Raw genomic sequence first — 22,028 nt, 5'->3', positions numbered from 1 at the left:
TCCGCCTGCGGCGTGACCTGCGGCAACTGCGCGCCCTCGGGGCGGGGCCCGCCCCGGTGTGCGGCGTCCTGATGCACGCCGTCCTGCGGGTGCGGCCGCAGGCCCGGGTCAGCGTCTGTGATCTCTTCGCTCACGGCGATGCCTCATTCGTCGTCCGATCGGAAGGCTCGCACGAGCGGGGCGCGAAACGCAAGATGTGCGCTGCGGCACGTGGCTGTTGCATGCCCCTTCGGGCACCTCCACTGTCGACGCCCTCTGCTGCGGACACCTCGCGCCGGGAACCTCGCTCTGGGCAGGCGGGCGCGGGTGCGCTATGGCCGGGCGGACCAGAAGCCCCGAGCCCGAGGAGCGCACCCATGACCGCCGCCGAAGCATCCCAGCCGCGCGCGTCCGACATCTCGTCCAAGGGCGCCCGCCGTCCCCTGATCGCGCCGTCGATCCTGGCCGCCGATTTCGCGGCTTTCGGGGCCGAGTGCCGCGCCGCCGAGGCGCAGGGCGCCGATTGGATCCATGTCGACGTGATGGACGGGCATTTCGTGCCCAACATCTCGTTCGGGCCGGCGCTGGTCGCGGCGATCCGGCCGCATGTGACGACGCTGATGGACGTGCACCTGATGATCGCCCCGGTCGACCCCTATATCGAGGCCTTCGCCGCGGCGGGCGCCGACCGGCTGTCGGTTCATGTCGAGGCCGGGGTTCATACCCACCGCACATTGCAGGCGATCTCGTCCGCCGGGCTGCGGGCAGGCGTCGCGCTGAACCCCGGCACCCCGGTCGAGGCGGTGCTGGAATTGCTGGACCTTGTCGACCTGGTCGTGGTGATGACGGTGAACCCGGGCTTCGGCGGTCAAAAGTTCCTCGACAGTCAACTGGCCAAGATCGCGCGGCTGCGCACCGCCATCGGCGACCGCCCGGTGATGATCGAAATCGACGGCGGCATCGACGAGACCACCGCGCCGCGGGCGATGGACGCGGGCGCCGACGTGCTGGTCGCGGGCTCGGCCGTGTTCGGCAAGGGGTCGGTCGACGCGCCCGAGGGCTATGGCCACGCGATCACCGCGATCCGCAACGCCGCCGCGGGCGCCTGGGCCTAGGCCGCGACGCGGACCCCCGGCAGGGTCGGCACCGACCTACGCGGCCCGGACCCGATCGCGCGCCCCGGGTCGTCCGGGCCTGACATCGGGCGGCGCGCGCGGGATCGGCGGGATACCCTGCCCCTGGGGCGGGCGGAAAATCATGTCCCAAGGCACCGGCCGGTCTTGCCAATCCCGCCCGCTTCGGTGTCCTTGGCGGCATGCATGATCAAGACCGCGCCCTGCTGACCCGCCTTTTCGACGCCGCCGTGGCGGCTGCCGACCCCCGCGAGGCCCTGAAGGGCCGCCTGCCCGACCCGCCGCGCGGACGCACCGTCGTCATCGGCGCCGGCAAGGGGGCGGCGCATCTGGCCCAGGCCTTCGAAGAGCTGTGGGACGCGCCCTGCGAGGGCGTCATCGTCACCCGCTATGGCTATGCCGCGCCCTGCCGGCGGCTGCGCGTGATCGAGGCGGCCCATCCCGTCCCCGATGCCGCGGGTCTGGCCGCGGCGCAGGAGCTCTTCGCAGCGATCGCGGATCTTGGCCCGGACGATCTGGTGATCGCGCTGGTGACGGGCGGCGGCTCGGCCCTCCTGCCCGCGCCCGTCGAGGGGTTGACGCTGGAGGACGAGATCGCGCTCAACCGCGCGCTTCTGGCTTCGGGCGCGCCGATCTCGGCGATGAACGCGATCCGCAAGCAGGTGAGCCGGATCAAGGGCGGGCGGCTGGCCGCCGCGACCGCCGCCCCGGTGGTGAGCTTCGTCGTCTCGGACGTGCCGGGGGACGATCCGGCTCAGGTCGCCTCGGGCCCCACGGTGCCCGACCCGGTTGGGCCCGCCGAGGCCCGCGCGCTGGTCCGGGCCCACGGCATCGCCCTGCCCCCGAGCGTCGCGCGGGCGCTTGAGCGCGCCGCCCCTGCGCCCGATCCGGCCGACCCGGTCTTTGCCCGCGACAGGGTCGAGGTGATCGCCTCGGCCCGGCTGTCACTGGAAGCCGCGGCACGGGTGGCCGAGGCCGAGGGGCTGGCCGCGCATATCCTGTCGGATGCGATCGAGGGCGAGGCGCGCGACGTGGGGCAGGTCCACGCCGCCATCGCGCGCGAGGTGGCCGGACGCGGCCGTCCCTTCGCCGCCCCTTGCGTCCTTCTTTCGGGGGGCGAGACCACCGTGACGCTGCGTGGCGAGGGCGGGCGCGGCGGGCGCAACACCGAGTTCCTGCTGAGCTTCGCTCTGGCGCTGCAGGGCACCGCCGGCATCGCCGCGCTGGCCGCCGATACCGACGGCATCGATGGGTCCGAGGACAACGCGGGCGCCTTCGCGGACGGCGACAGCCCGGTGCGGATGCGCGCGGGCGGGGTCGATCCGGCCGAGGCGCTGGCCCGCAACGACGCCTGGGGCGCCTTTGCAGCCGCCGGGGACCTGTTCGTGCCCGGCCCCACCGGGACCAACGTCAACGACTTTCGGGCGGTGCTTGTGCGGGGCGGCGCGGCTGGCAGATAGCGCGCCTTCGGCGCACCGCTTCTGGCCCTGCGGATCCCGTTCCGGGATCCTTCGGGCGGGTTTGCCTCCGGCGGGAGTAGTTTCGAAGAGAAGAAGGGCCCGGGGCGGACTGGACCCCGAGGGTGATGAGGAGCTGCGGGCGAAGCGTGGTTGCGGGCCGGGCGCACGAGGGTCGCCCGGCCCGGGTCTCAGGTAGCGACGAAGGGGTCGCTGGCCGCCGCGGCCATCGCCGCGCGGTATTCGGCCACCAGGCGTTCGACGAGGTCGGCGGCGGCCGGTTCGTCGGAGATGCCGCCGGTGCCGTGGCCCGCGGACCAGACCGTGCTCCAGGCCTTGGCCTCGGAGCCGACATCGACCTTGACATGGGGCGGCAGCGCATCGGGATCGAGCCCGGCGGCGAGGATCGAGGGGCGCAGGAAGTTCGCGGCCACCCCAGAGATAGCCGGGGTGTAGAGGATGTCGGACGCGGCGGTGTCGCGGATCATCCGCTTGTAGTCCGCCGGCACCATCGCTTCGCGCGTGGCGATGAAGCGGGTGCCGAGATAGGCCAGATCGGCGCCGGCGATGCGCGCCGCGGCGATCTGGGCGCCGGTGTTGATCGCCCCCCCCAGGATCAGCGTGCCGTCGAAGACTTGCCGGATCTCGGCCAGAAGCGCGAAGGGGTTGAGCGTGCCCGCGTGGCCGCCCGCCCCCGCCGCGACGGCGATGATCCCGTCGACCCCGGCCTCGGCCGCCTTTTCCGCGTGGCGCCGCGTGGTGACGTCGTGGAACACGAGACCGCCGTATCCGTGCACCGCCTCGACGACCTCTGACACCGCGCCGAGAGAGGTGATGACCAGCGGCACCTTCGCCGCCACGATGCGCGCGAGGTCCGGTTCGAGCCGCGGGTTCGAGCGGTGGACGATCAGGTTGACGCCGAAGGGGGCCGCGCCCGCAGTCCGTTCGCCAATCTCGGCCAGCCAGTCGCCGAAGCCCTCGCCGGTGCGCTGGTTCAGCGCGGGGAAACTGCCGACGATGCCCGCCCGGCAGCATTCGACCACCAGATCGGGGCCCGAGGTCAGGAACATCGGCGCGGCGATGGCAGGCAGTCGCAGCCCGGACAGGGCGGAGGGGACGGGCATGGCAGGGCTCCTTTGCAGGTCGGCGGTCAGTAGCGCGGCGGCTTGCGGCGCCAGCCATCAAGCCAACGGCGCAAGCCCGACCGGCGTTCGTCGGCATAGGCGTCGACCCTGTCCCACTGCGCCCGGCCGTCAGCGACCATTGGGTCGACCATGCGCCGGCGGAAGCGGCGCAGGAGGCCCCAGAGGAACAGCAGGAAAATCGCGAGGAAGGTCAGGAAGACGATGTTGAACCACGGGATCAGCGTCACGTCAGGGCCAGCCACGGGGCGCACGCCCACGGCGTTGGGGTAGATCGTCATGAACTCGTTCCTCCAGCCGTAGTGACGCACCGCCACCCAGCGCGGATCGCTGCCCGAGGAGACCATGTCGCCAGCCTCGGCCTGCAGGTTCGAACTGTCCAGCTTGAAATACGGCGGCCAGCCCCAGCCCGTATCCTCGTTGCGGTAGACGATGGGGCGGCCCGAGGGGCGGATCGCGTTGATGAAGCGCACGTCGCGGTTGGACCCGCCCGTGGTGCCCGTATCGGCATTGGCCCAGAAGATCGAGTTTTCCCCGAAATCGACGCGCCGCACCTCGGTGTCCACGATCCGCACGATATCGCGTTGCGGCAGGGTGTAGTGCAGGAAGGCGAAGACGATCAGCGCGAGCGCCACGACCACCGTCCATTTCAGCCATTTCAGCATGCGCGCAGGCTCCTCAGTAGAAATTCGTCAGGTAGATCACGGCGAGCACGACCAGAGGCGGCACGACGTAGACCAGAAGGATCAGCTTGCGTCTGACCGACCCGTCATAGGCGCGCAAGCCGTCTTCGACAAATGTCTCGCGCGGGCCGGGGCGACCGGCCTCCTCCCATGCCCGTTCCAGACGCTCGCGGCGGATCGAGCGGGAGTAGAGCGAGACCAGCCAGTAAAGCACCGACAGCGCCAAGAATCCCAGGACGGCGAGCCGGACGATCTGGAACAGCATGTCTCACCTCCTGACCGCGCCCCAGGGCCCGACACGGGCGATCAGGTCGCGGTCCTCTTCCTTGTCTTCCCGCCCACGCCGCGGCGCGGGCCGGCGCCCCCAGGGGCCGGCCCGGGTTTCGGGCGCGGGCTGCGGATCGGGGCGGCGCGTAGCGGGGCCTTCGGGCGTGTCCATCCCCGGTTCAGGGCCGAAGAGTGCGGCGCGGGCGCCTGCCTTGTCCACCTGATATTCGGCGGCAAGGAAGTCCGCCACGTAGCTGCGCCGTGGCTCGGACCACGTGGCGTAGCGGCGGTAGAACAGCTCCTTGTGGCAGATGAAAAGCTGCCGGACGTCCAGCGGCGCCAGTTCGGCCAGCGCCATGTTGACCAGGTCGCGGTCAGGCCCCGGCGCGGCGCGCAGCGTGTAGAAATAGGCCGGGTGGTCCGGGCCGATGCGGGGCATGGGGCCGCCGCCCTCGATCCCGCGCAGAAGATCCGCGAGCCCCAGGAACGCATCGGGCAGCGCCGGCCCCAGGCGTCGGGCGAGGCCGCGCAGGTCGCGCCGCGTGACCTGCCCCAGGTCCAGTTCCAGCGTCGCGGCCGCGTCGATCAGGATGAAATCCATCTTCTGGCGCAGGATCGCGGCGGCGTCGGCCCCCCTGGCGCGGGCGATGGGTTCGATCAGGTCGTTTTCGGCCAGCGTGCGGGCGATGGCCTCGGCCCTGTCGGTACCGAAGACCGCAAAGCCGATGCCCGGATCGGCCGCGAAGGGCGCGGGGTCGGCGGCGATGGCAAAGGGTGCGGGGCTGTGGTGGAACAGGTAGGCGCCGCCGAAATGCGCGGTCCAGAAGTTGCCCGCGTCATAGACCATGCGGTCGAGCGTCACCGGATTGCGCGTCACGTCTCCGGTGCGGCTGGCCAGGGCGATCATCTCGGCCACCAGCGCCTCGTCCGCCCAGGCCATGGGCTGGCTGCGGAACCGGTCGATCCGCTCCTGCAGGCGGCGGGCATCGGCGACATGGGCACGCGTGGTGTCGGCCTCGACCGTGATGCGGCGGATGTCAAGAAGCCGCGAGGGCCGCGAGACGTCGAAGACCGAATTCGACAGCTCGCCCGCCACGGCGTCCTGCGCCGTCAGGGCGAAAAGCGCACTTTCGTTTTCCTCGATGAACCCCTTCAGAACCGGGCGCGAGGTGGTGAAATCCATGTTGAGCAGCGGCGCGCGCTTCTGGCTGGTGCTGAGCAGGATGAACTGGCGGTTGCAGCCGTTGGGATTGAGGTAGAGTTCGTCTTCGAATTCGTCCCCGATCTCGGGCGAATAGCCCGACAGGTCGATGTGGAAATCGGTCAGCGCGGTGCGCCGCCCGGTCAGATGTTCGAGCGCGCGGTTGTAGCGGTCGACCAGCGCGGGGCTGGTCACCGGAACGAGGTTGCCGAACATCAGACCCTTGTCGATCAGCCTGCGCATGTCACCGTCCCCCTGCCCGCATCCGCGCGGCGCGCCGGGCCTCCATCCTCTGGCCAAGGCCCAGCGCCGCCAGCAGGAAGGGCGGCCCCCAGGCCAGGCCCGAGATCAGGCCCAGCCACGCCAGGTGCCGCAGCAGCGACACGTCCGGCCCGGCCAGGCCCGTTTGCGAAACGGCGCCCGACAGGGCGTAAAGGCCCGCGAAGAGAAGGCAGGCGCACAGGTAGACCAGGACAAGAGCCAGAAGCATCGCCCGCAGGAACGCCGCCATCGTCGCGGGCCGCGCCCGGGCACAGAGAGCCCAGGGAATCGCCACCCCGAGCGCGCCCAGCGCGAGAAGCGGCAGCCAGGTTTCGGGCCCCATGTCGCGTCTCAGCCGCGATGGCGTTCGGCATAGCGCCGTTTCGCGGCGTCCATGCGCTCCATCTCGCGCACCGCGGTGTCGATCGCGGCTTCGTCGGACTTGTCGGCGTAGCGGAATTCGCTGTCGGCATAGCGGTTGACCTCCTGCACGACCATTTCGGCGGTGATGGGCTGCGTCAGCTCGCCGATCATGCCCAGTTTCTCGTCATAGCCTTTGCGCAGGAACAGGTCGGGCTCGTCCATCCATGCGTCGGGCAGTTCGACATCCAGCGCGCGGACCTTCACCGCGTCGGTGATGTTCTTGATCGCGCGGCCGGTAAAGCGGGGATCAGCCTCCTGCACGGCCTTGAGGTAGGTGCCGATCTTGGCCAGCGTGTCCAGCGGCCCGACCCGGCCGGCCACCTCGTCCCAGACGGCGCGCAGGCCGGCTTCCTGTGGCGTGCCGTGCTGGGCATAGCTGCGCGCGACGGCCTGCTCGATCGCCTGCGCGGCATAGAGGTCATGCTCGCCCAGCGGGATCTGGTGGCGATTGCCCAGAAGCAGCGTCAGGATGTCGATATAGTCGGCGCGGGTCTGCGGCCCGTCGACGAGGAACCGCGCCCCGGCCCGCTGGCGCAGCGCGTCGTCGACGTTCTCGGGAAAGTTCGAGAACATGCCGAAGGTCGCGTTGCCCCGCACCACGGTGTTGGCGCCGGCAAAGGCCTCCATCAGCACCGCCGTCACCTCCTGCTGGCCGGCCGAGGATTGCCGGTCGCCGCGCTTGCCCGCGATCTGGTCGATGTCGTCGATGGTGCCGAAGCCGATGGCCCCGGGATCCAGCACGGCCTGGATGAAGGCCTTGGCGTTCTGCCCCGACTTGCCCTGGTAGCTGTCGATCTGGTCGATCGAGAAGTTGCGGTAGACAAAGGGATAGCCGGCGACCTCGCAGTAGTCCGAGATCAGGCCCGCCATCATCTGGATCAGCGTGGTCTTGCCCGTTCCCGGCGCACCGTCGCCCATGAAGGTGAAGATGAACCCGCCCAGTTCGGCAAAGGGGTTCATCCGGCGTTCGAAGTCGTAGGCCATCAGCATCTTGGCCAGCTTCATCGCCTGGTACTTGGCGATGTGGTTGCCCACGACCTCGGTCGGTTTCTTGAAGCTCATGGTCAGCGTGGTGCCGCGGCCGCGCGGCGCGGGCGCAAAGCCCGCGATCGTCAGCTCGTCCGCCTCGACCCGCCAGCTGGCCGAGGTGAAGGCCTCGAGCCGCGGCGCGGTGGAGGCGCGGGCGCGCACCTTGTCGGCCAGCGCCTCGGCATAGGCCAGCGCGGTCGCGACCAGTCGCCCCTCTTCGGTGGCGAATGCCTCAAGATCGCGGTCAAGCTCCCAAAGCGCGCCGTGCAGGGCGAGGGGCGCGTTATCGGTCAGGATTTCCTCGACCTCGCCGATCTCGACCGCGGCCTCGCCCGCGTGGGCCGACAGCAACGCGCCCGTCGCGGTGGCGAAGACCCCCAGCACGACCAGCGACTCGGCGGCCAGAAGGTCGGTGAACTCGGTCTTGCGGCCCGCCGCGAGCGTGCCGGCGAGGTTGTCGCGCTTCAGCGCATCCAGTCCGCTGCGCTCGGAATACTGCCCGCCCATCGCCAGCGCGATGGCCAGAGCGCGGCGCAGCGCCTGCAGGACCGTCGCCTGCACCGGCGAGGGCAGCGCATCGTCGCCCGCGCCCTCGATCCGGTCGATCAGGCGCACGCCGTCGGCGGCGCGGGTCTGGCGGGTCACCAGCCCAGGGGTGGTCGAGCGAAACCGCCGCCGGCTGCCGATCCCCGGCGACCGCTCGGGCCGGGCCGCGGCGGCGGCGGGGGCGTCCGAGGCCACCCGGGGCGCGTGGTCGAACCCCTCCATCAGCGACAGCGCCGCATCGTAATGCTTGCGGATCTCCGCCTCTCTCAGCTCCATCTGATCGTTCGGCAGGCTCACATCGCCGCTCCTTCTTGTCGTCTTGCGGCAGGCGCGCGGCCCGCCTTGTCTTTCATCCCCGGCCCGGCGGGGGGCCGGTGCACGCGGGGCCCGGCGGGGCCGTCAGCGATAGGTCAGCACCCGCCCGCCCGGCGACACCACGTACTTGGTGACCTTGCGAAAGCCCGGCGGATCCATCTCGGCCAGCACCTGGAAGGGGCGTTCGGGCAGGATCGCGGCGCGGGTCGTGCGCGTCGCGCCGGTGTCCGGCCCCTGCCCCGAAAACGGGTCGAGCGCGAAGACCTGCCGTTCGACCGTTCCGAACCAGCCCTTGCGTTCCTCGACCGCGCGTTCGCTTTCCAGCTCCTCCAGCGTCCACGACAGGCACCAGTCCTGCCCCTCGGGGGCGGCGGCGGTGCTCAGCACGTCGTGGATCGGCCCCGTCTGCCGGGTGTAGGCCGAGGAATAAAGCGGACCCAGGTGCAGCCGCCGCAGGCGCTTGGGGTGAAGCTGCTCGAAATCGGCGTCGAGTCCGCGCGCGATGGTCAACAGCTTCAGCCCCGCCACCGACTGCGCCTTGAGATGGTCCTGCACCTCGGGCCAGATATCTCCGACCGGCAGCGCCGCCTGCCCGGTATCCTCGACGTTCAGAAGGTAGACAACGGGCAGGTTGATCTGGCTGTCATAGGCCGCCCAATGCACCAGGTAGGACCGCCGCTGCCCGGTTTCGGACAGCCACAGCGCGTCGGGCTCGATCTGCGGCCAGAACAGGTCGCCGCCCGCGATCAGCTCGCGGTAGAGGCGCTGGGACAGGGCATACTGCGTCCGCCGCGGCACCTGAAGCTCGCCCAGGATCTCGCGCAGCATGGTTTCGATCAGGGCGTCGCGGTCGGGCGTGGTCTGAAGCTGGCGCGTCGCCTGCGCGGCATCATTGGCCAGCGACAGAAGCTCGGGATAGACCGGGAACCCACTTTCCTCGACATCGATGGTCAGCGCCTGGGGCCCGGTGCGCCCGGTCATCAGGTACTTCATCCCGAGCGCCGCGAAGGTCCGCTCCAGCCGGGAGAGGTAGCCCGAAAGCACGTCGATCTCCAACCGGTCGAACCCGCCGTCGCGCCGCATCTCGGCGGCGACACGCGGCAAATGCGCGAAGATCGCGTCGAACTTGGCAAAATAGCGGCGGGCGGCCTCGCCCTGTTTCAGGGCGACATGGTCGGCGGCAAGGTCGACGCCGGTCACGCCACCCCCCTCCGCCTCCGGAGGGCGGTCAGACGGCAATCGGACGGGGACCGGGCGGGGGCACACATGGCACAGGCCCCGCCCTCGCGAAGGGTCGGGTCAGGCTGCATTTGTCGCCTCACTGCCCGGCCGAGCCATAGAGGTTCTTGTCGTGACGCTCGACGATCTTCTGGAACCGGCGGGCAAAGCGTTCGTCGGCGCGGGCCTTCTGTTCCAGCACGTCGCGGGCGAACACCATCTGGCCTTCGTGGTTTTCCATCATCTCGGCCATGCGAGTGTTCGTCGCCGAGCCGATGGCCGCCATCGCGGTCTGCGCCTCCTGGTCGGTCTTGACCCCGATCTCGTTGATGCGGTGGGCCACGTCCTGCTGCTGCGCCGTCTTCAGCGATTTCGACAGAGCGTCGTAAAGCACGATCCGCTGGCGGGTATCCGTCTGCAGCTTGTTGATCAGCACCATCTGCGTCGCCGCCTGGTTCTGCAGGCTGTCGACCCAGGTCTTGCCCTTCTCGATATAGCGTTCCAGCGTCTGGCTTTTCGCGATGGCCACCTGTTCGGCCTGCACCTTGTCGTTGTACTCGGCGTTCAGCGCGGCCAGCTCGCTTTCCAGCCGGGTGCGGGCGGCGGCATCCTGCTCCACGGCGATGCGGTTCTCGATCTCGATGATCTTCGGATCCATCGCCTGGATCTCTGCGCGCAGGGTCTCAAGCTTCGCGACCGTCGCCTCGCGGTCGTCAAGGGTTTCGGTCAGGTTCGCCTCGACCCGCGATTTCTGCTCTTCCAGCTGCGCCAGCTGACCTTCGAGCAGCTTCACGATCACGTCGGATTTGGACAGCAGGTCCTGCAGCTTGTCGTCGATGCTGGCCTGCCGGATCCGTTCGGCTCGCATCGTGTCGGCCTTGGCGCCCGAGAAGATGCCGACGAAGCTCTCCCACCCGGTTTTCGAGCGCATATCCTCGAAATCGCGCGAAAACCCGGCGGTGACGTCGTCGAGCCCCATGATCAGTTCGGCGATGTTGGCGTTCATCTCCTCGGTATGGCTGTGGACGTCCTCCAGCGACGCCGTCTCGATGTCGACGGCGGCCCCCTGCCCCTGCGAGATCTTGCTGCGGTCAGTTTCCATTCGGGCGGTGACCGCGGTGATCTTGGCCTGACTTTCAGCCACCCGTGTCTGGGTCTCACGGATCTGCGCGTCTAGATCGGCCATTGTCGTTCCCTTTGCCAGCTGTCTGTTTCCCGCGACATATAAGGCGCGATGCGGGCGGCGTCATCACCGCCCGGCCCTGATCGGCAAGTCTCGGCTGCCGCGGGCCCTTCGATCCCATTTGCGCCAGCGCCACGGCCGCCCGGGTTTCCGCGGCGAGAGCCCCTGCAAAGGTGGGCCCGTCTTTTGGCTGTCCCGGCGGCATGACCGCGATCACCCGCGCGCCCGGCCGAGGCAGTCGGACGGGCGCTGCCGGCTCGGGTCGGCGGGGGAGGCATAGCCAGACCTCGCAGCTTCGAGGTCTCGTCAGCCAGTTCCCGCAACGCGGCCCGGGTCGATTTCCGCGGCGCAAGGTCGATCTGCGCCTGCTTGCGCATGGTCCGCGACAGACTGCGGTCCTCGACGACCCCGGCCACCAGCCGGGCCGACCGGGAACCGCGCTCGGCACGCACATTCTCAAGCGCACGGGGCGAGTCCCTCGATTCACTCATGCAGCCAGCCCAGCGCCTGACCCGTTTCGTCGCCGCCCCAGTCACAGATCAGCGCCGCGACCTGCGGCAGGTGCGCGGCACGGCGCCTGGCCGCAGCGCGCCTGTCCCGCATGCAGTGCCTCGGCCTGCGCGCGGGCCTGCTTCGGCATATCCGCCGTCTCGGTCCTGTCGTCGTCTCTCGTGCCTCGCCGGCCCAATGCACAGCCCCGCCGCCGGGATGCGCCCCTTGCGCCGCGGCGGGCCACCCGGCACCCTCGGGCGCGCAGCAGGACGCACCAGGGCGCTCCAACGGAAAAGGGACACCACGCGCATGACCGACAATGACACCGCGGGCGCGCCGGGGCCGCGCAACCTGATCACCGACGTGCCGGGGCTTCTGGTGGGCCATGCCGCCGACGCGCGGATCAAGACCGGCGTCACGGTGCTGACCGGGCGTGATCGCCTGGCCGCGGCCGTGCATGTCATGGGCGGCGCCCCGGGCACGCGCGAAACCGACCTCCTGCGCCCCGAGAATTCGGTCGAGCGGATCGATGCCATTGCGCTTTCGGGCGGCTCGGCGCTGGGTCTCGCGGCAGGCAGCGGGGTTGCCGACGCGCTGCGGGCCGAGGGGCGCGGCCACGTGGCGGCGGGATTCGCGATCCCGATCGTGCCGGGGGCGATCATCTTCGACCTGATGGCGGGCGGCGACACCGGCTGGCAGGAGAATCCCTATCCCGCCCTTGGTACGCAGGCCCTGGCCGCCGCGGACGAAGATTTCGCGCTGGGCACGGCCGGGGCAGGCACCGGGGCGCTCGCCGGTCGGCTGAAGGGCGGCGTCGGGTCGGCGTCGTGGCGGCTGCCCTGCGGCACCATGGTGGGGGCACTGGTGGTGGCCAACCCGGTGGGCAGCGTCTGCCACCCCCGGACCGGCCAGTTCTGGGCCGCCGGGGCCGAGATAGGGGCCGAGTTCGGCGACGCGGGCCTGCCCCCCGCACCCGGCCCCGACCTGCCGCAGACCAAGTTCGCCCCGGGCGCACCACCGCCCGACGGCGCCGCGACAACCATCGCCGTCGTCGCGACCGACGCGCAGCTGGGCAAACCCGCGCTGACACGGATGGCAATGGCCGCACAGGATGGCATGGCCCGCGCGATCCTGCCCAGCCATACGCCCTTCGACGGTGATCTGGTCTTCGCCGTCTCCACCGGCGCCCGCCCGGCTGCGGCCGACGATCGCGCGCTCTGGATCGGTCACTATGCGGCCCAGTGCCTCAGCCGGGCGATCGCCCGCGCCGTTCACGCCGCGACGCCGGCCGAGGGAGATCCCTTCCCCACATGGCAAGGCTGGCGCGCCGCGCATGCAGCCTCTTCCGCGGTCTAGCCCCCCTCGCCCCGCCTCGCGGACCAGCCCCGGCCAGCCCTGCAGGAGGCGCCCCCGCCGCGCTCGACCAACCCAGATCTCCCGGCCACCTCGCGCCCCCTCCACCACGGCAAACCCACCCAAGCCCAGACCCACCCTTCCCCGCGCCCTGTTTCTCTTCTTTCAAAAATACTCCCGCCGGAGGCTCCCCCGCCCGGAATCGCAGCTCCCCGCCAGCCCCGGCGCGCGCCCCCTGCCGATATCCCCCGGCCCCGTCTGCCCGGCTCCGCCCGGGCTGGCACGGAACCACCTCCCCCTCTCGCGCCTTCGACAGGTACCCGAACACCATGCGGACGGTGCGGGCCGGCCCGACCGCGGGCGGCCAGGCGCGACGCCCGCCAGGACAAGGATCTCGACCGCCATGCTCGACCAGACCACGGATCTCACCGGCCTGCTCTCCGACCCCTCGCTCTTCGTCACCCAGGCCTATTCAGGCGGCGACTGGACCGACGCCGAGGGCGGCCGCACCTTCGAGGTCACGAACCCCGCCCGCGGCGACGTGATCGCCAAGGTCGCCGACTTCGGCCGCCCCGAAGTCGCCGCCGCCATCGACAAGGCTCAGGTGGCGCAACGGGACTGGGCTGCACGCCCGGCCAAGGAGCGCGCCCAGATCCTGCGCAAATGGTTCGACCTGATGGTCGAGAATGCCGACGACCTCGCCACTATCCTCACCGCCGAACAGGGCAAGCCCCATGCCGAGGCGAAGGGCGAAATCCTCTACGGCGCGTCTTTCATCGAGTGGTTCGCCGAAGAGGCCAAGCGCATCTACGGCGAGACCATCCCGGGCCATGCCGCCGACAAGCGGATCAGCGTCATCCGCCAGCCCATCGGTGTCTGCGCCGCGATCACGCCGTGGAACTTCCCGAACGCGATGATCACCCGAAAGGTCGGGCCGGCCTTGGCGGCTGGCTGCGCCATCGTGGTCCGTCCGCCCAGCCAGACGCCGCTCTCGGCGCTTGCGCTGGGGGTGCTGGCCGACCGCGCGGGCCTGCCGAAGGGAGTTCTGTCGGTGGTACCCTCCTCCTCGGCCTCGGATATCGGCAAGGAGTTCTGCGAAAACCCCATCGTGCGCAAGCTGACCTTCACCGGCTCGACCGAGGTGGGGCGCATCCTGCTGTCGCAGGCCGCCGACCAGGTTATGAAATGCTCGATGGAGCTGGGCGGCAACGCGCCCTTCATCGTCTTCGACGACGCCGACCTCGACGCCGCGGTCGAAGGCGCGATCGCCTGCAAGTTCCGCAACAACGGGCAGACCTGCGTCTGCGCCAACCGCATCTACGTGCAGTCGGGCATCTACGACGCCTTCGCCGAGAAGCTCGCCCGGGCGCTCGCGGACAAGACCGTCGGCGACGGGCTGGACACCGGCACCGACTTCGGCCCCCTGATCGACGACAACGCGGTGAAGAAGGTGAAGGCCCATATCGCCGACGCGCAGAAGAAGGGCGGCAAGATCTACCTCGGCGGGTCCGAGCACGAGCTGGGCGGCACCTTCTTCCAGCCCACGATCATCACCGGCGCCACGCAAGAGATGGACTTTGCCGAGGAAGAGACCTTCGGCCCCATAGCCCCCCTCTTCAGATTCGAGACCGAGGACGAGGCGATCCGGCTGGCCAACGACACGATCTTCGGCCTCGCCTCCTATTTCTACGCCCGCGACGTCGGCCGCGTGACGCGGGTGCAGGAGGCGCTGGAATACGGCATCGTCGGCGTCAACACCGGCCTCATCTCGACCGAGGTCGCACCCTTCGGCGGGGTCAAGCAATCGGGACTGGGCCGCGAAGGGTCGCGCCACGGGATCGAGGAGTTCACCGAGATGAAATATATCTGCCTCTCGGTCTGACCCGTGGATGCCGCCCCGCCCGGCCTGCCGCCCACCCGCCTCTGGGGCGTAAAGGGGCGGCTTGAGCCTTGCATTGGCGGCCACCGCAACCGGGTCCTGCGCAGCACGGGCCCGGGGGAGCGGGTGATATTCAAGTCTACCCGCCGCGGCGCCGGGGCGCTCGCGTGGCTCGGCGCGGTTCACGACCGGGCCGAGGCCGCGGGATTTGCGGTCCCCCGGCTGATCCCCGCCCGCACCGGGCGGCTGATCGAATCGGGCTGGACCTGCGAGCCCGAGTTGCCCGGCCGACAGCTCACGCCCACCGAGGTTGAGGCCGTCCTTCCCGGGATCGCCCGGTTCCACGACCTCTGTCACGACATAATGCAACGCCCGGGCTTCGCCTCGGCACGGGCGCTCTGCGCATGCGACCGGGGTGGCGACGTGGACCTAACTCTCCTGCCCGAAAACCTGCGCAGGGCGTGCCGCGCTGCCTGGCGGGCCCTGCCGCCCGATCCCCTGACCGTGGTGCATGGTGACCTGTCGCACGGCAACCTGCTCTGGTGTCCGGACGGCCGCATCGGCCTGATCGACTGGGATGAGGCCCGCGTCGACGCCCCCGTCTTCGACCGCGCGGCCCTGGGTGCGGCCGGCGCCGCCGCCCGGCGGGCCGCCATGGCCTGGGAAATCGCCTGCTCCTGGGTCATCGAGCCCGCGCATGCCCGTCGCCTTGCCGCACGGTTTTCGGCAACGCCCGGGTCATAGCCGCATCGCGACAATCCCGGCGGCGATCAGGGTCGCCGCCGCCCAGCGCCAGCGGCCCACGGGTTCGCGCAACCACAGCGCGGCAATCAGGATCGAGAACAGGATGCTCGTCTCGCGCAGCGCCGCGACCAGCGCCAGCGGCGCCTGCGTAAAGGCCCAGACCGCGATCCAGTAGGAGGCAAGCGACAGCGCCCCGGCCGCGCAGCCGCTGCGCCACCCACCGCGCATCGCGGCAAGGACCGCAGGCCCGCGCCGGGACACGGCCCAGAGGCCCATCAGGACCGCGTCGCCGACGACCATCCACAGGATGTAGCCCGACGGCGTTCCCGCCACCCGCGCCCCGGTGCCGTCGACCAGCGTATAGCCCGCGGTAAAGCCCGCCGTGCCCAGCGCATAGGCCAGCCCGCGCCCGGCCATGCGCCGGGGTGCGCCCTTGAGCGCCATGGTCAGCACACCGGCCGAGATCAGCACCACCGCGCCGATCTGCACCGGCGCCACCGCCGCACCCAGGGCGATAACCGAGATCAGCATCACGACCAGCGGCGCCGTGCCGCGGGCCAGCGGGTAAACCTGACTTAGATCGGCATGATCATAGGCCCCGACAAGGAACACCTTGTAGCCCGTGTGCAGCACCATCCCCGCGACGATCCAGCCCAGCGCCGCCGGATCGGGCGGTACGACGAAGGGCAGAAGCGGCAGCGCGATCGCCGCCTGCACCAGCGCCAGCAGAAGCATGGTGGCTACGCGGTCTCCGCCCTGCTTGATGGCCGTGTTCCATGCGGCATGAAAAAGGGCGGCCAGAAGCACCGCGGCGAAGACATGCACGCTCATGTTGCGGATCCGGTTCGGAAAGGGAGAGGTGTTTGTGACATACCCTCTTGTGCCCGGACAGAAGGCACGGGCAAAACGAAACTCTCTGCAGTGCGACAGGAGGTTTTCTCACAATGAAACGTGGCGCCCTGCCCCTCAACGCGCTGCGCGCTCTGGAAAGCGCCGCGCGCCTGGGCGGGATGAGCCGCGCGGCAGACGAGCTGGGCGTGACCTATGGCGCGGTCAGCCGGCAGGTGCGGATGCTCGAGGCGCGGCTGGGGGTGACGCTGTTCGAGGGACCGCGCAACAGGCCCCGGCCCTCGGCCACGGCCCTGCGGCTTCTGCCCGCGCTGACCGCCGCCTTCGACGGGATCGAGGCCGCCGTCGCCCGGGCAGCGGTGCGGCCCGAAGGACCGGTCGTGCTCGACATCTCCTGCCTCGGGACGTTGACGATGCGCTGGCTGATCCCGCGGCTTTACGGCTTTCGCGCCGCGCATCCGGGGATCGAGCTGCGGCTGACCGAAAACGACGGCCCCGTGGCGTTCCGTGCCCAGGGCCCCGACGTGGCGATCCGCGTGGGTGGCACCCGCCCTGCCGACTGGCCGGGGGCGCGCATCGCGCACCTCTTCCCCGACCGCACCGGCCCGGTGCTGAGCCCCGCCCTGATGCCCGCGGGCGGCCTGAGATCACCCGCCGCGCTGGCGTCCCTGCCGTGGCTGCACACGCGGTCGCGCCCACGCGCATGGCACGACTGGATCGCCGCCAGTGGCGCGCCCCTAACCGCCGATCCCGCGTCACTGGCCGAGGCGACGGCGGGCTACGAACACTTCTACTTCCTGCTTGAGGCCGCGGTCACCGGGCTGGGCGTCGCCGCCGCGCCGGAAATCCTGGTGCGCGACGACATCGCCTCGGGCCGGTTGATCGCGCCCTTCGGGTTCTGCCCCACGGGGCGAAACTACGTGCTGCTGACCCCCGACCCGCCCGGCCCCGAGGCAGAGGCGTTCGGGGCCTGGCTGCTCGACCTCGTGACGCGGGAAGACATGGCGGAAAACACGGCGGAAGTCACGGCGCCCCCGACCTGAAAGACTGGCTACTCGGTTGCCTCGGTGCGCACGCCCTGCGGCCGCGGCACGGACGGGCCTTCATCGGGCGCGCTGTCCTCCGTGGCCCCTCTCGTGACCAACAGGTAGGTCACAAGAGCCACGAGTTTCAGCGCCACCAGCGCGAGAAGAAGCTTGAGAACCATGTCGCCTCGTTCACCAGTGTCATGCGGGCGGCAGGCAATCGCCCCGCTCCCTGCTCAAAACCTGAGCTACGACCCGGGTTCCCTGCCGGCGCCCCCGTGGTCCTCCCTGCCTCAGTTGCCGTGCTCAGGAACGAAGGTGACGCGCGACACGCCGTGCCTGGCCCAGCCCATACGACCCCGGGGGGCGCACATGCGAAAACGCCCCCGCGATGCATGGCCGCGGGGGCGTCGGATCTAGGTATCGGTGCCGCAGGGCGAAGAGCTAAGTCTCCCGCGCGCAACCAAGCGAGGCGATCAGGCGGGCTGACCCTCGACGGCCTTCTGCTCGACAGTATCGCCCTTGGCGATGTCGATCCGGCGGGGCTTCAGCGCCTCCGGCACCTCGCGCACCAAATCAATGTTCAGCATGCCGTTGACATGCGCGGCACCGGTCACGCGGACGTGGTCGGCCAGCGCGAAGCGACGCTCGAACGCGCGGGTGGCGATGCCACGATGAAGATACTTGCGACCTTCATCCTCGGCGCTTTTGCGGGCCGACACGATCAGCGAATGCTCACGCACCTCGACCGACAGATCTTCGTCCGTGAAGCCTGCGACGGCGATGGAAATCCGCCAGGAATCATCGGCGGTCTTTTCGATATTATAGGGCGGGTAGGTCTGGCTGCCGACATTGTCGGACAGGACGCGGTCCATCAGGTCGGCCATCTGGTCGAAACCGACGGTGGCACGGTAAAGGGGCGCAAGGTCAAACGTACGCATGGGGGTCATCCTCCGTAAAGCGATACCATATGTGGCCCTCCAACACAGGCAGGGCCGGTCTTCCTTTTGGTGTCGAACCCTATGCAGGCGTCCGACACCGGGAATATGGGTGGCGCTTTCGCGGCGTTCAAGATCCACGATGCACGGCAGTCTATCGATCCTCGCGGGATGCGGGCGGGGCCATGCAGCCCCCCGTCTTATCGTCCGTCAGGCCCCCGACGCACGCGCCCAGCGCACGCCCCCGGCCCCGCCGGCCTAGGGCCGGACGAACTTCGCCCCACCCGCGCGGGTCGCTGGCGCATCGCCCAGGCTGCCCTGGGTCGGTGCGGCGCGATAGAACACGCCGTCCGAGGCCGCCATCAGCTGCCGCAGATCCGCGAGCGGCGCGCCCAGGTCCGTGCCCAGCGACACCTTCTGCGCGTTCATCTCGGCCTTGGCGGACACCACCGAGACGATCCGCGCCTCACCGCCCTGCACCACGAAGATCGGCGCCCCCGAGGATCCGAAATCGACGTCGCAGGACAAGATCAACGTGCCGCCGCGCCGGGTCAGGACATGGCAGACCTCCTGCAGCGACGGCCGCTCGGCCCGGTCATGGGCGTAGGAGACGATCCCCACCTCGTCGCCCTGCCGCGGGCGGGCATCGGTACGGAAGGGGCGCACATGCGGGTTGCGGATCGGCTGGTCCAGCTCGATCAGGGCGAGGTCATGCGCGACCTCCGCCGTCTCGGCACCCGCGCCGGGCCGGTAGGCGGGATGCTCCATCGCCCGCCGCACGCCGCGATAGGCCTCGGCCCGGCCATCGCGCCACCCGGCGAGGAACTCCATTGCCTCGGGTGCGATCCGGGCGCCGGTGCGCTTGTCGAAAAGGCAGTGCGCCGCGGTCAGGACAAGCTGTTCGTCGATCAGCGCGCCGGTGCAGAACCCGCCCTGCCCCAGGTCCAGTCGCCCGACGCCGTCCCAGCCGCGCGCCTCGTCCGCCGTGGTCAGCGCCCGCAGGTCCGAGGTCTGCGCGATAGCGGGCAGCGGACCGAAAAACGCCGCCACCACCAGTATCAAGGCCGCCCCGAATTGCCGCATGCCGCTTCTCCCTCGTGTTCGTCACGGTCAGGGCTAGGCAGACGGTGGGGCAGGAATATGGCCCGGGCGGCGCCTTCGCGCGGCGCTTCCCTGACCTCTCGAAGGCCTACCGCGGCGGCACGGCAGGCGGCGTCAGATCAGCGGGCAGCTTGGCCGGCCGCGGCCCGCCCGTGGCCCAGTCCAGAAGCTCGACCGTATGGACGACGGGCACCGCGGTGCCCTGGGCGATCTGCACCATGCAGCCGATATTGCCCGCGGCCACGATCTGCGGCGACCGGGCCTCGATCGTCGCGACCTTGCGGTCGCGCAGCTTTTCCGACAGCTCGGGCTGCATCAGGTTGTAGGTCCCGGCGGACCCGCAACAGAGATGCGCGTCGGCGGGTTCGACCACCTCGAACCCGGCCCGGGTCAGAAGGGTCTTGGGCGCGGCGCGCACCTTCTGTCCGTGCTGCAGCGAACAGGCGGCATGGTAGGCCACGCGCAGTCCCGCCGAGGGATGCGGCGTGGCGGCCGGGGCATCCGTGCCGGCGATCCCGCCCTTGCCCGGCGTCTCGGCCGGATCGGCGCGGACGGCGCCCTCGGGCCCGTCATCGCGCGCGATCTCCGCCAGCACCTCGGTCACGTCGCGCGCCAGGGCAGAAACCCGTGCGGCGTCCCGGGCCAGGTCGGTGGTGCGCAGCATATGACCGTAATCCTTGACCGTCGTGCCGCAGCCCGAGGTGTTGACGACGATGGCATCAAGTCCGCCGTCCTCGGCCGCCTCCAGGAAGGCGCGGATGTTGCGGGCGGCGGCGGCATGGCTGTGGTCGGTCCGCCCCATGTGATGGGTCAGCGCGCCGCAGCATCCCTGGGCCCGCGGCACCACAACCTCGCATCCCAGCCGGGTCAGCAGGCGGATCGTCGCGGCGTTGATATCGGTGTCGAGCACCTGTTGCGCGCAGCCTGCCAACAGCCCCACCCGTCGGCGGCGCAGCCCTTGGGCGGGATACACCTCGGCCAGCGGTTCAGGCGCGGCCGTGCGATCCGGCGCCAGCCGCAGCATCGCCGCCAACCGCCGGTCCGGCATCAGCCCGGCCAGGGGGCGCCCGATCCGCGCCAGTCGCAGCGCCGCGCGAAAGCGCCGTGGATAGGGCAGCACGAACGCCAGCATCCGCCTGAGCGCGCGGTCCCGCCAGGGGCGTCGATAGGTCCGTTCGATATGGGCGCGCGCGTGGTCGACCAGGTGCATGTAATGCACGCCCGAGGGGCAGGTCGTCATGCAGGCGAGGCAGGAGAGGCAGCGGTCGACATGGGTGACCGTCTCTGTATCGGCCGGCCGGTCGTTCTCCAGCATTTCCTTGATCAGGTAGATGCGCCCGCGCGGGCTGTCCAGCTCGTCCCCGAGGATCTGGTAGGTAGGACAGGTGGCGGTGCAGAATCCGCAATGCACGCAGGAGCGCAGGATCTGGTTAGACCGCGCGGTGTCGGGATCGGCAAGCTGTTCGGGCGAGAAATCCGTGCGCATCAGGTCGTCCTGCCGAAAGTCGCCGGGCCCGCTACCGCCGGGCCATCGCTTTTTGCATCCGCGGTTGCCAGGTCCGGCGATCGCCAGCCTCCGGGCCGCGGGCCTTGCTCCGCGGTGTCCGGCTCCATCCGTCCTGTCGCGAACCGCCCCCGGGGATCGAAGCGCGCGCGCAGATCCCGGCTCAGCCGGGCGACAGCCGCCGGTTCGGGCGGGAAGGTGGCGAGGGCCGGATCCGCGCCGGGGGTGGCACGTTCCAACCGCGCATGCCCGCCCAGCCCCGCCAGCTCGGCGCGCAGATCGCGCCCGGGCTCGGTCAGCGCCCAGATCAGGCCGCCGCCCCAGTCCAGCAGGACCGGCCCGCCGATCCGCGCCACGGCCTCGGCCGCGCGCGACGGCCGCAGGGAAATCCGCCAGACATCGCCCGGCACCCCGTGGAACGGCCCGACATCCCGCACCGCGACCCACGGGTCGGGGGCGGCCTCTCCATCCAGTCGCCGCCGCACCGGGCCATGCGGCTCAAGCATCCGCGCCAGCCGCACCGCCCGATCCTCGACCGACGGGGCGAAACCTTCCAGCCGCAAGAGCGTCACCACCCCCTGCCCCAGGTCGCCATGCGCGGCCCCCGTCACCTCGAAGGGCGAACCCAGCGCCGCCGACATCGCCGCGACCGCGGCCACCGGATCCAGACCCGGGATCTCGAGCGTCGCGCGCGCCTCGGGCGCGGGCAGCACCTTGAGCGTCACCTCGGTAATCGCCCCCAGCGTGCCCCATGATCCGGTCATCAGCTTGGCCAGATCGTAGCCGGTCACGTTCTTCATCACCCGCCCGCCGGACTTCACCACCGCGCCCTCGCCCGTGACAAAGCGCAGCCCCAGCACCGCGTCGCGCACGGCCCCCGCCACCATCCGCCGCGGTCCGGTGGCGTTCGCCGCAACCATGCCGCCCAGAGTGGGGGTGCCGGACGTGCCCAGCAGGCCCCGGTGATCCATCGGCTCGAACGCCAGCCGCTGCCCTTCGCCTGCCAACAGCGCCTCGATCTCGGCCAGGGGCGTGCCCGCGCGCGCCGAAAGCGTCAGCGCCCCGGGCTCGTAAAGCGTCACGCCCGAAATCCCCGCGACCGACAGCCCCCGGCCCCGCGCGGGACGACCCACGGCCCGGGTGCCCCCGCCCTCCAGCAGCAGGGGCCCGCCGTCCAGGGCCACCATCCGCGCCAGGTCTGCCTCCGTCTCGGGCCTGCGCATTTCTTCTCTTCGGAAATACTCCCCGGGGGGGCCGCCCGTGGCGGGCGGGGGGGCGGCGCCCCCCCTCCTGTCCTCGCCACCCG

General features: G+C 70.6%; 20 protein-coding genes. 6 read left to right on the top strand and 14 right to left on the bottom strand.

Going from position 1 to position 22,028, the window contains the following annotated elements:
* Positions 1-356: 356 nt before the first annotated feature.
* Complete coding sequence (rpe, locus tag EKE94_RS16345) at positions 357-1,094, top strand: ribulose-phosphate 3-epimerase (RefSeq protein WP_127907703.1); 738 nt, start codon at positions 357-359, stop codon at positions 1,092-1,094.
* A gap of 200 nt (positions 1,095-1,294) precedes the next feature.
* Positions 1,295-2,572 carry a glycerate kinase type-2 family protein gene (locus EKE94_RS16340; protein WP_127907702.1) on the top strand — a complete coding sequence of 426 codons (1,278 nt, stop codon included), beginning with the start codon at positions 1,295-1,297 and terminating at the stop codon, positions 2,570-2,572.
* Positions 2,573-2,760: 188 nt separating this feature from the next.
* On the opposite strand, the gene EKE94_RS16335 is transcribed toward EKE94_RS16340, so the two are convergent.
* The 8 genes from EKE94_RS16335 to EKE94_RS16300 all read right to left on the bottom strand — a co-directional run bounded on the left by EKE94_RS16335 (position 2,761) and on the right by EKE94_RS16300 (position 10,840).
* The gene (locus EKE94_RS16335) at positions 2,761-3,693 is read right to left on the bottom strand and encodes an NAD(P)H-dependent flavin oxidoreductase (RefSeq protein ID WP_127907701.1); all 933 of its coding nucleotides are present in this window, start codon (positions 3,691-3,693) and stop codon (positions 2,761-2,763) included.
* A 26-nt stretch (positions 3,694-3,719) separates the two neighbouring features.
* Positions 3,720-4,373, bottom strand: coding sequence for a DUF1523 family protein (locus tag EKE94_RS16330; RefSeq protein WP_127907764.1), 654 nt, complete (start codon positions 4,371-4,373; stop codon positions 3,720-3,722).
* Between the two features lie 16 nt (positions 4,374-4,389).
* Positions 4,390-4,659, bottom strand: a complete 270-nt coding sequence (locus tag EKE94_RS16325) for a hypothetical protein (protein ID WP_328590507.1) — start codon at positions 4,657-4,659, stop codon at positions 4,390-4,392.
* 3 nt (positions 4,660-4,662) lie between these two features.
* The gene (locus EKE94_RS16320) at positions 4,663-6,105 is read right to left on the bottom strand and encodes a DUF6638 family protein (protein WP_127907700.1); all 1,443 of its coding nucleotides are present in this window, start codon (positions 6,103-6,105) and stop codon (positions 4,663-4,665) included.
* Position 6,106: 1 nt separating this feature from the next.
* Entirely contained in the window at positions 6,107-6,466 is a 360-nt protein-coding gene (locus EKE94_RS16315; protein WP_127907699.1) for a hypothetical protein, read from the bottom strand.
* Positions 6,467-6,474: 8 nt separating this feature from the next.
* Positions 6,475-8,418 (bottom strand): AAA family ATPase, encoded by a 1,944-nt coding sequence (locus EKE94_RS16310; RefSeq protein ID WP_127907698.1) that lies wholly within the window; start codon positions 8,416-8,418, stop codon positions 6,475-6,477.
* Positions 8,419-8,520: 102 nt separating this feature from the next.
* Entirely contained in the window at positions 8,521-9,636 is a 1,116-nt protein-coding gene (locus tag EKE94_RS16305; RefSeq protein ID WP_206615103.1) for a hypothetical protein, read from the bottom strand.
* 118 nt (positions 9,637-9,754) lie between these two features.
* A complete protein-coding gene (locus EKE94_RS16300; RefSeq protein ID WP_127907697.1) occupies positions 9,755-10,840 on the bottom strand; it encodes a coiled-coil domain-containing protein in 1,086 nt (361 codons plus the stop codon).
* Between the two features lie 798 nt (positions 10,841-11,638).
* Here EKE94_RS16300 and EKE94_RS16295 point away from each other — a divergent pair.
* The 3 genes from EKE94_RS16295 (at position 11,639) to EKE94_RS16285 (ending at position 15,305) form a co-directional block, all read left to right on the top strand.
* Positions 11,639-12,685: a P1 family peptidase gene (locus EKE94_RS16295; RefSeq protein ID WP_127907696.1), complete on the top strand. Its 1,047-nt coding sequence runs from the start codon at positions 11,639-11,641 to the stop codon at positions 12,683-12,685.
* 400 nt (positions 12,686-13,085) lie between these two features.
* Positions 13,086-14,564 carry an NAD-dependent succinate-semialdehyde dehydrogenase gene (locus EKE94_RS16290; protein WP_127907695.1) on the top strand — a complete coding sequence of 493 codons (1,479 nt, stop codon included), beginning with the start codon at positions 13,086-13,088 and terminating at the stop codon, positions 14,562-14,564.
* A 3-nt stretch (positions 14,565-14,567) separates the two neighbouring features.
* The gene (locus EKE94_RS16285) at positions 14,568-15,305 is read left to right on the top strand and encodes a phosphotransferase (RefSeq protein ID WP_127907694.1); all 738 of its coding nucleotides are present in this window, start codon (positions 14,568-14,570) and stop codon (positions 15,303-15,305) included.
* On the opposite strand, the gene EKE94_RS16280 is transcribed toward EKE94_RS16285, so the two are convergent.
* A complete protein-coding gene (locus EKE94_RS16280; protein WP_127907693.1) occupies positions 15,300-16,136 on the bottom strand; it encodes a DMT family transporter in 837 nt (278 codons plus the stop codon). The genes EKE94_RS16285 and EKE94_RS16280 overlap by 6 nt on opposite strands.
* A 113-nt stretch (positions 16,137-16,249) precedes the next feature.
* Between EKE94_RS16280 and EKE94_RS16275 the strand changes: the two genes are divergently transcribed.
* The gene (locus tag EKE94_RS16275) at positions 16,250-17,197 is read left to right on the top strand and encodes a LysR substrate-binding domain-containing protein (RefSeq protein WP_127907692.1); all 948 of its coding nucleotides are present in this window, start codon (positions 16,250-16,252) and stop codon (positions 17,195-17,197) included.
* An 8-nt stretch (positions 17,198-17,205) separates the two neighbouring features.
* Here EKE94_RS16275 and EKE94_RS18730 read toward each other — a convergent pair whose 3' ends face one another.
* The 5 genes from EKE94_RS18730 to EKE94_RS16255 form a co-directional block, all read right to left on the bottom strand.
* Positions 17,206-17,361 (bottom strand): hypothetical protein, encoded by a 156-nt coding sequence (locus tag EKE94_RS18730; RefSeq protein ID WP_164870992.1) that lies wholly within the window; start codon positions 17,359-17,361, stop codon positions 17,206-17,208.
* A 294-nt stretch (positions 17,362-17,655) separates the two neighbouring features.
* The gene (locus EKE94_RS16270) at positions 17,656-18,120 is read right to left on the bottom strand and encodes an Hsp20 family protein (protein WP_127907691.1); all 465 of its coding nucleotides are present in this window, start codon (positions 18,118-18,120) and stop codon (positions 17,656-17,658) included.
* Between the two features lie 255 nt (positions 18,121-18,375).
* On the bottom strand, positions 18,376-19,200 hold the full coding sequence (locus EKE94_RS16265) for a trypsin-like serine peptidase (protein WP_127907690.1): 825 nt from the start codon (positions 19,198-19,200) through the stop codon (positions 18,376-18,378).
* A gap of 106 nt (positions 19,201-19,306) precedes the next feature.
* Positions 19,307-20,704, bottom strand: coding sequence for a glycolate oxidase subunit GlcF (gene glcF, locus EKE94_RS16260; RefSeq protein ID WP_127907689.1), 1,398 nt, complete (start codon positions 20,702-20,704; stop codon positions 19,307-19,309).
* Positions 20,704-21,945 (bottom strand): FAD-binding protein, encoded by a 1,242-nt coding sequence (locus EKE94_RS16255; protein WP_127907688.1) that lies wholly within the window; start codon positions 21,943-21,945, stop codon positions 20,704-20,706. Before EKE94_RS16255 ends, glcF begins: the two co-directional genes overlap by 1 nt.
* Positions 21,946-22,028 lie beyond the last annotated feature (83 nt).

The sequence above is a fragment of the Mesobaculum littorinae genome, assembly GCF_004011175.1.
Taxonomy (GTDB): domain Bacteria; phylum Pseudomonadota; class Alphaproteobacteria; order Rhodobacterales; family Rhodobacteraceae; genus Tranquillimonas; species Tranquillimonas littorinae.
The sequence above is the reverse complement of the archived record's forward strand: the minus strand, read 5'-3'. Positions and strand labels throughout refer to the sequence as shown.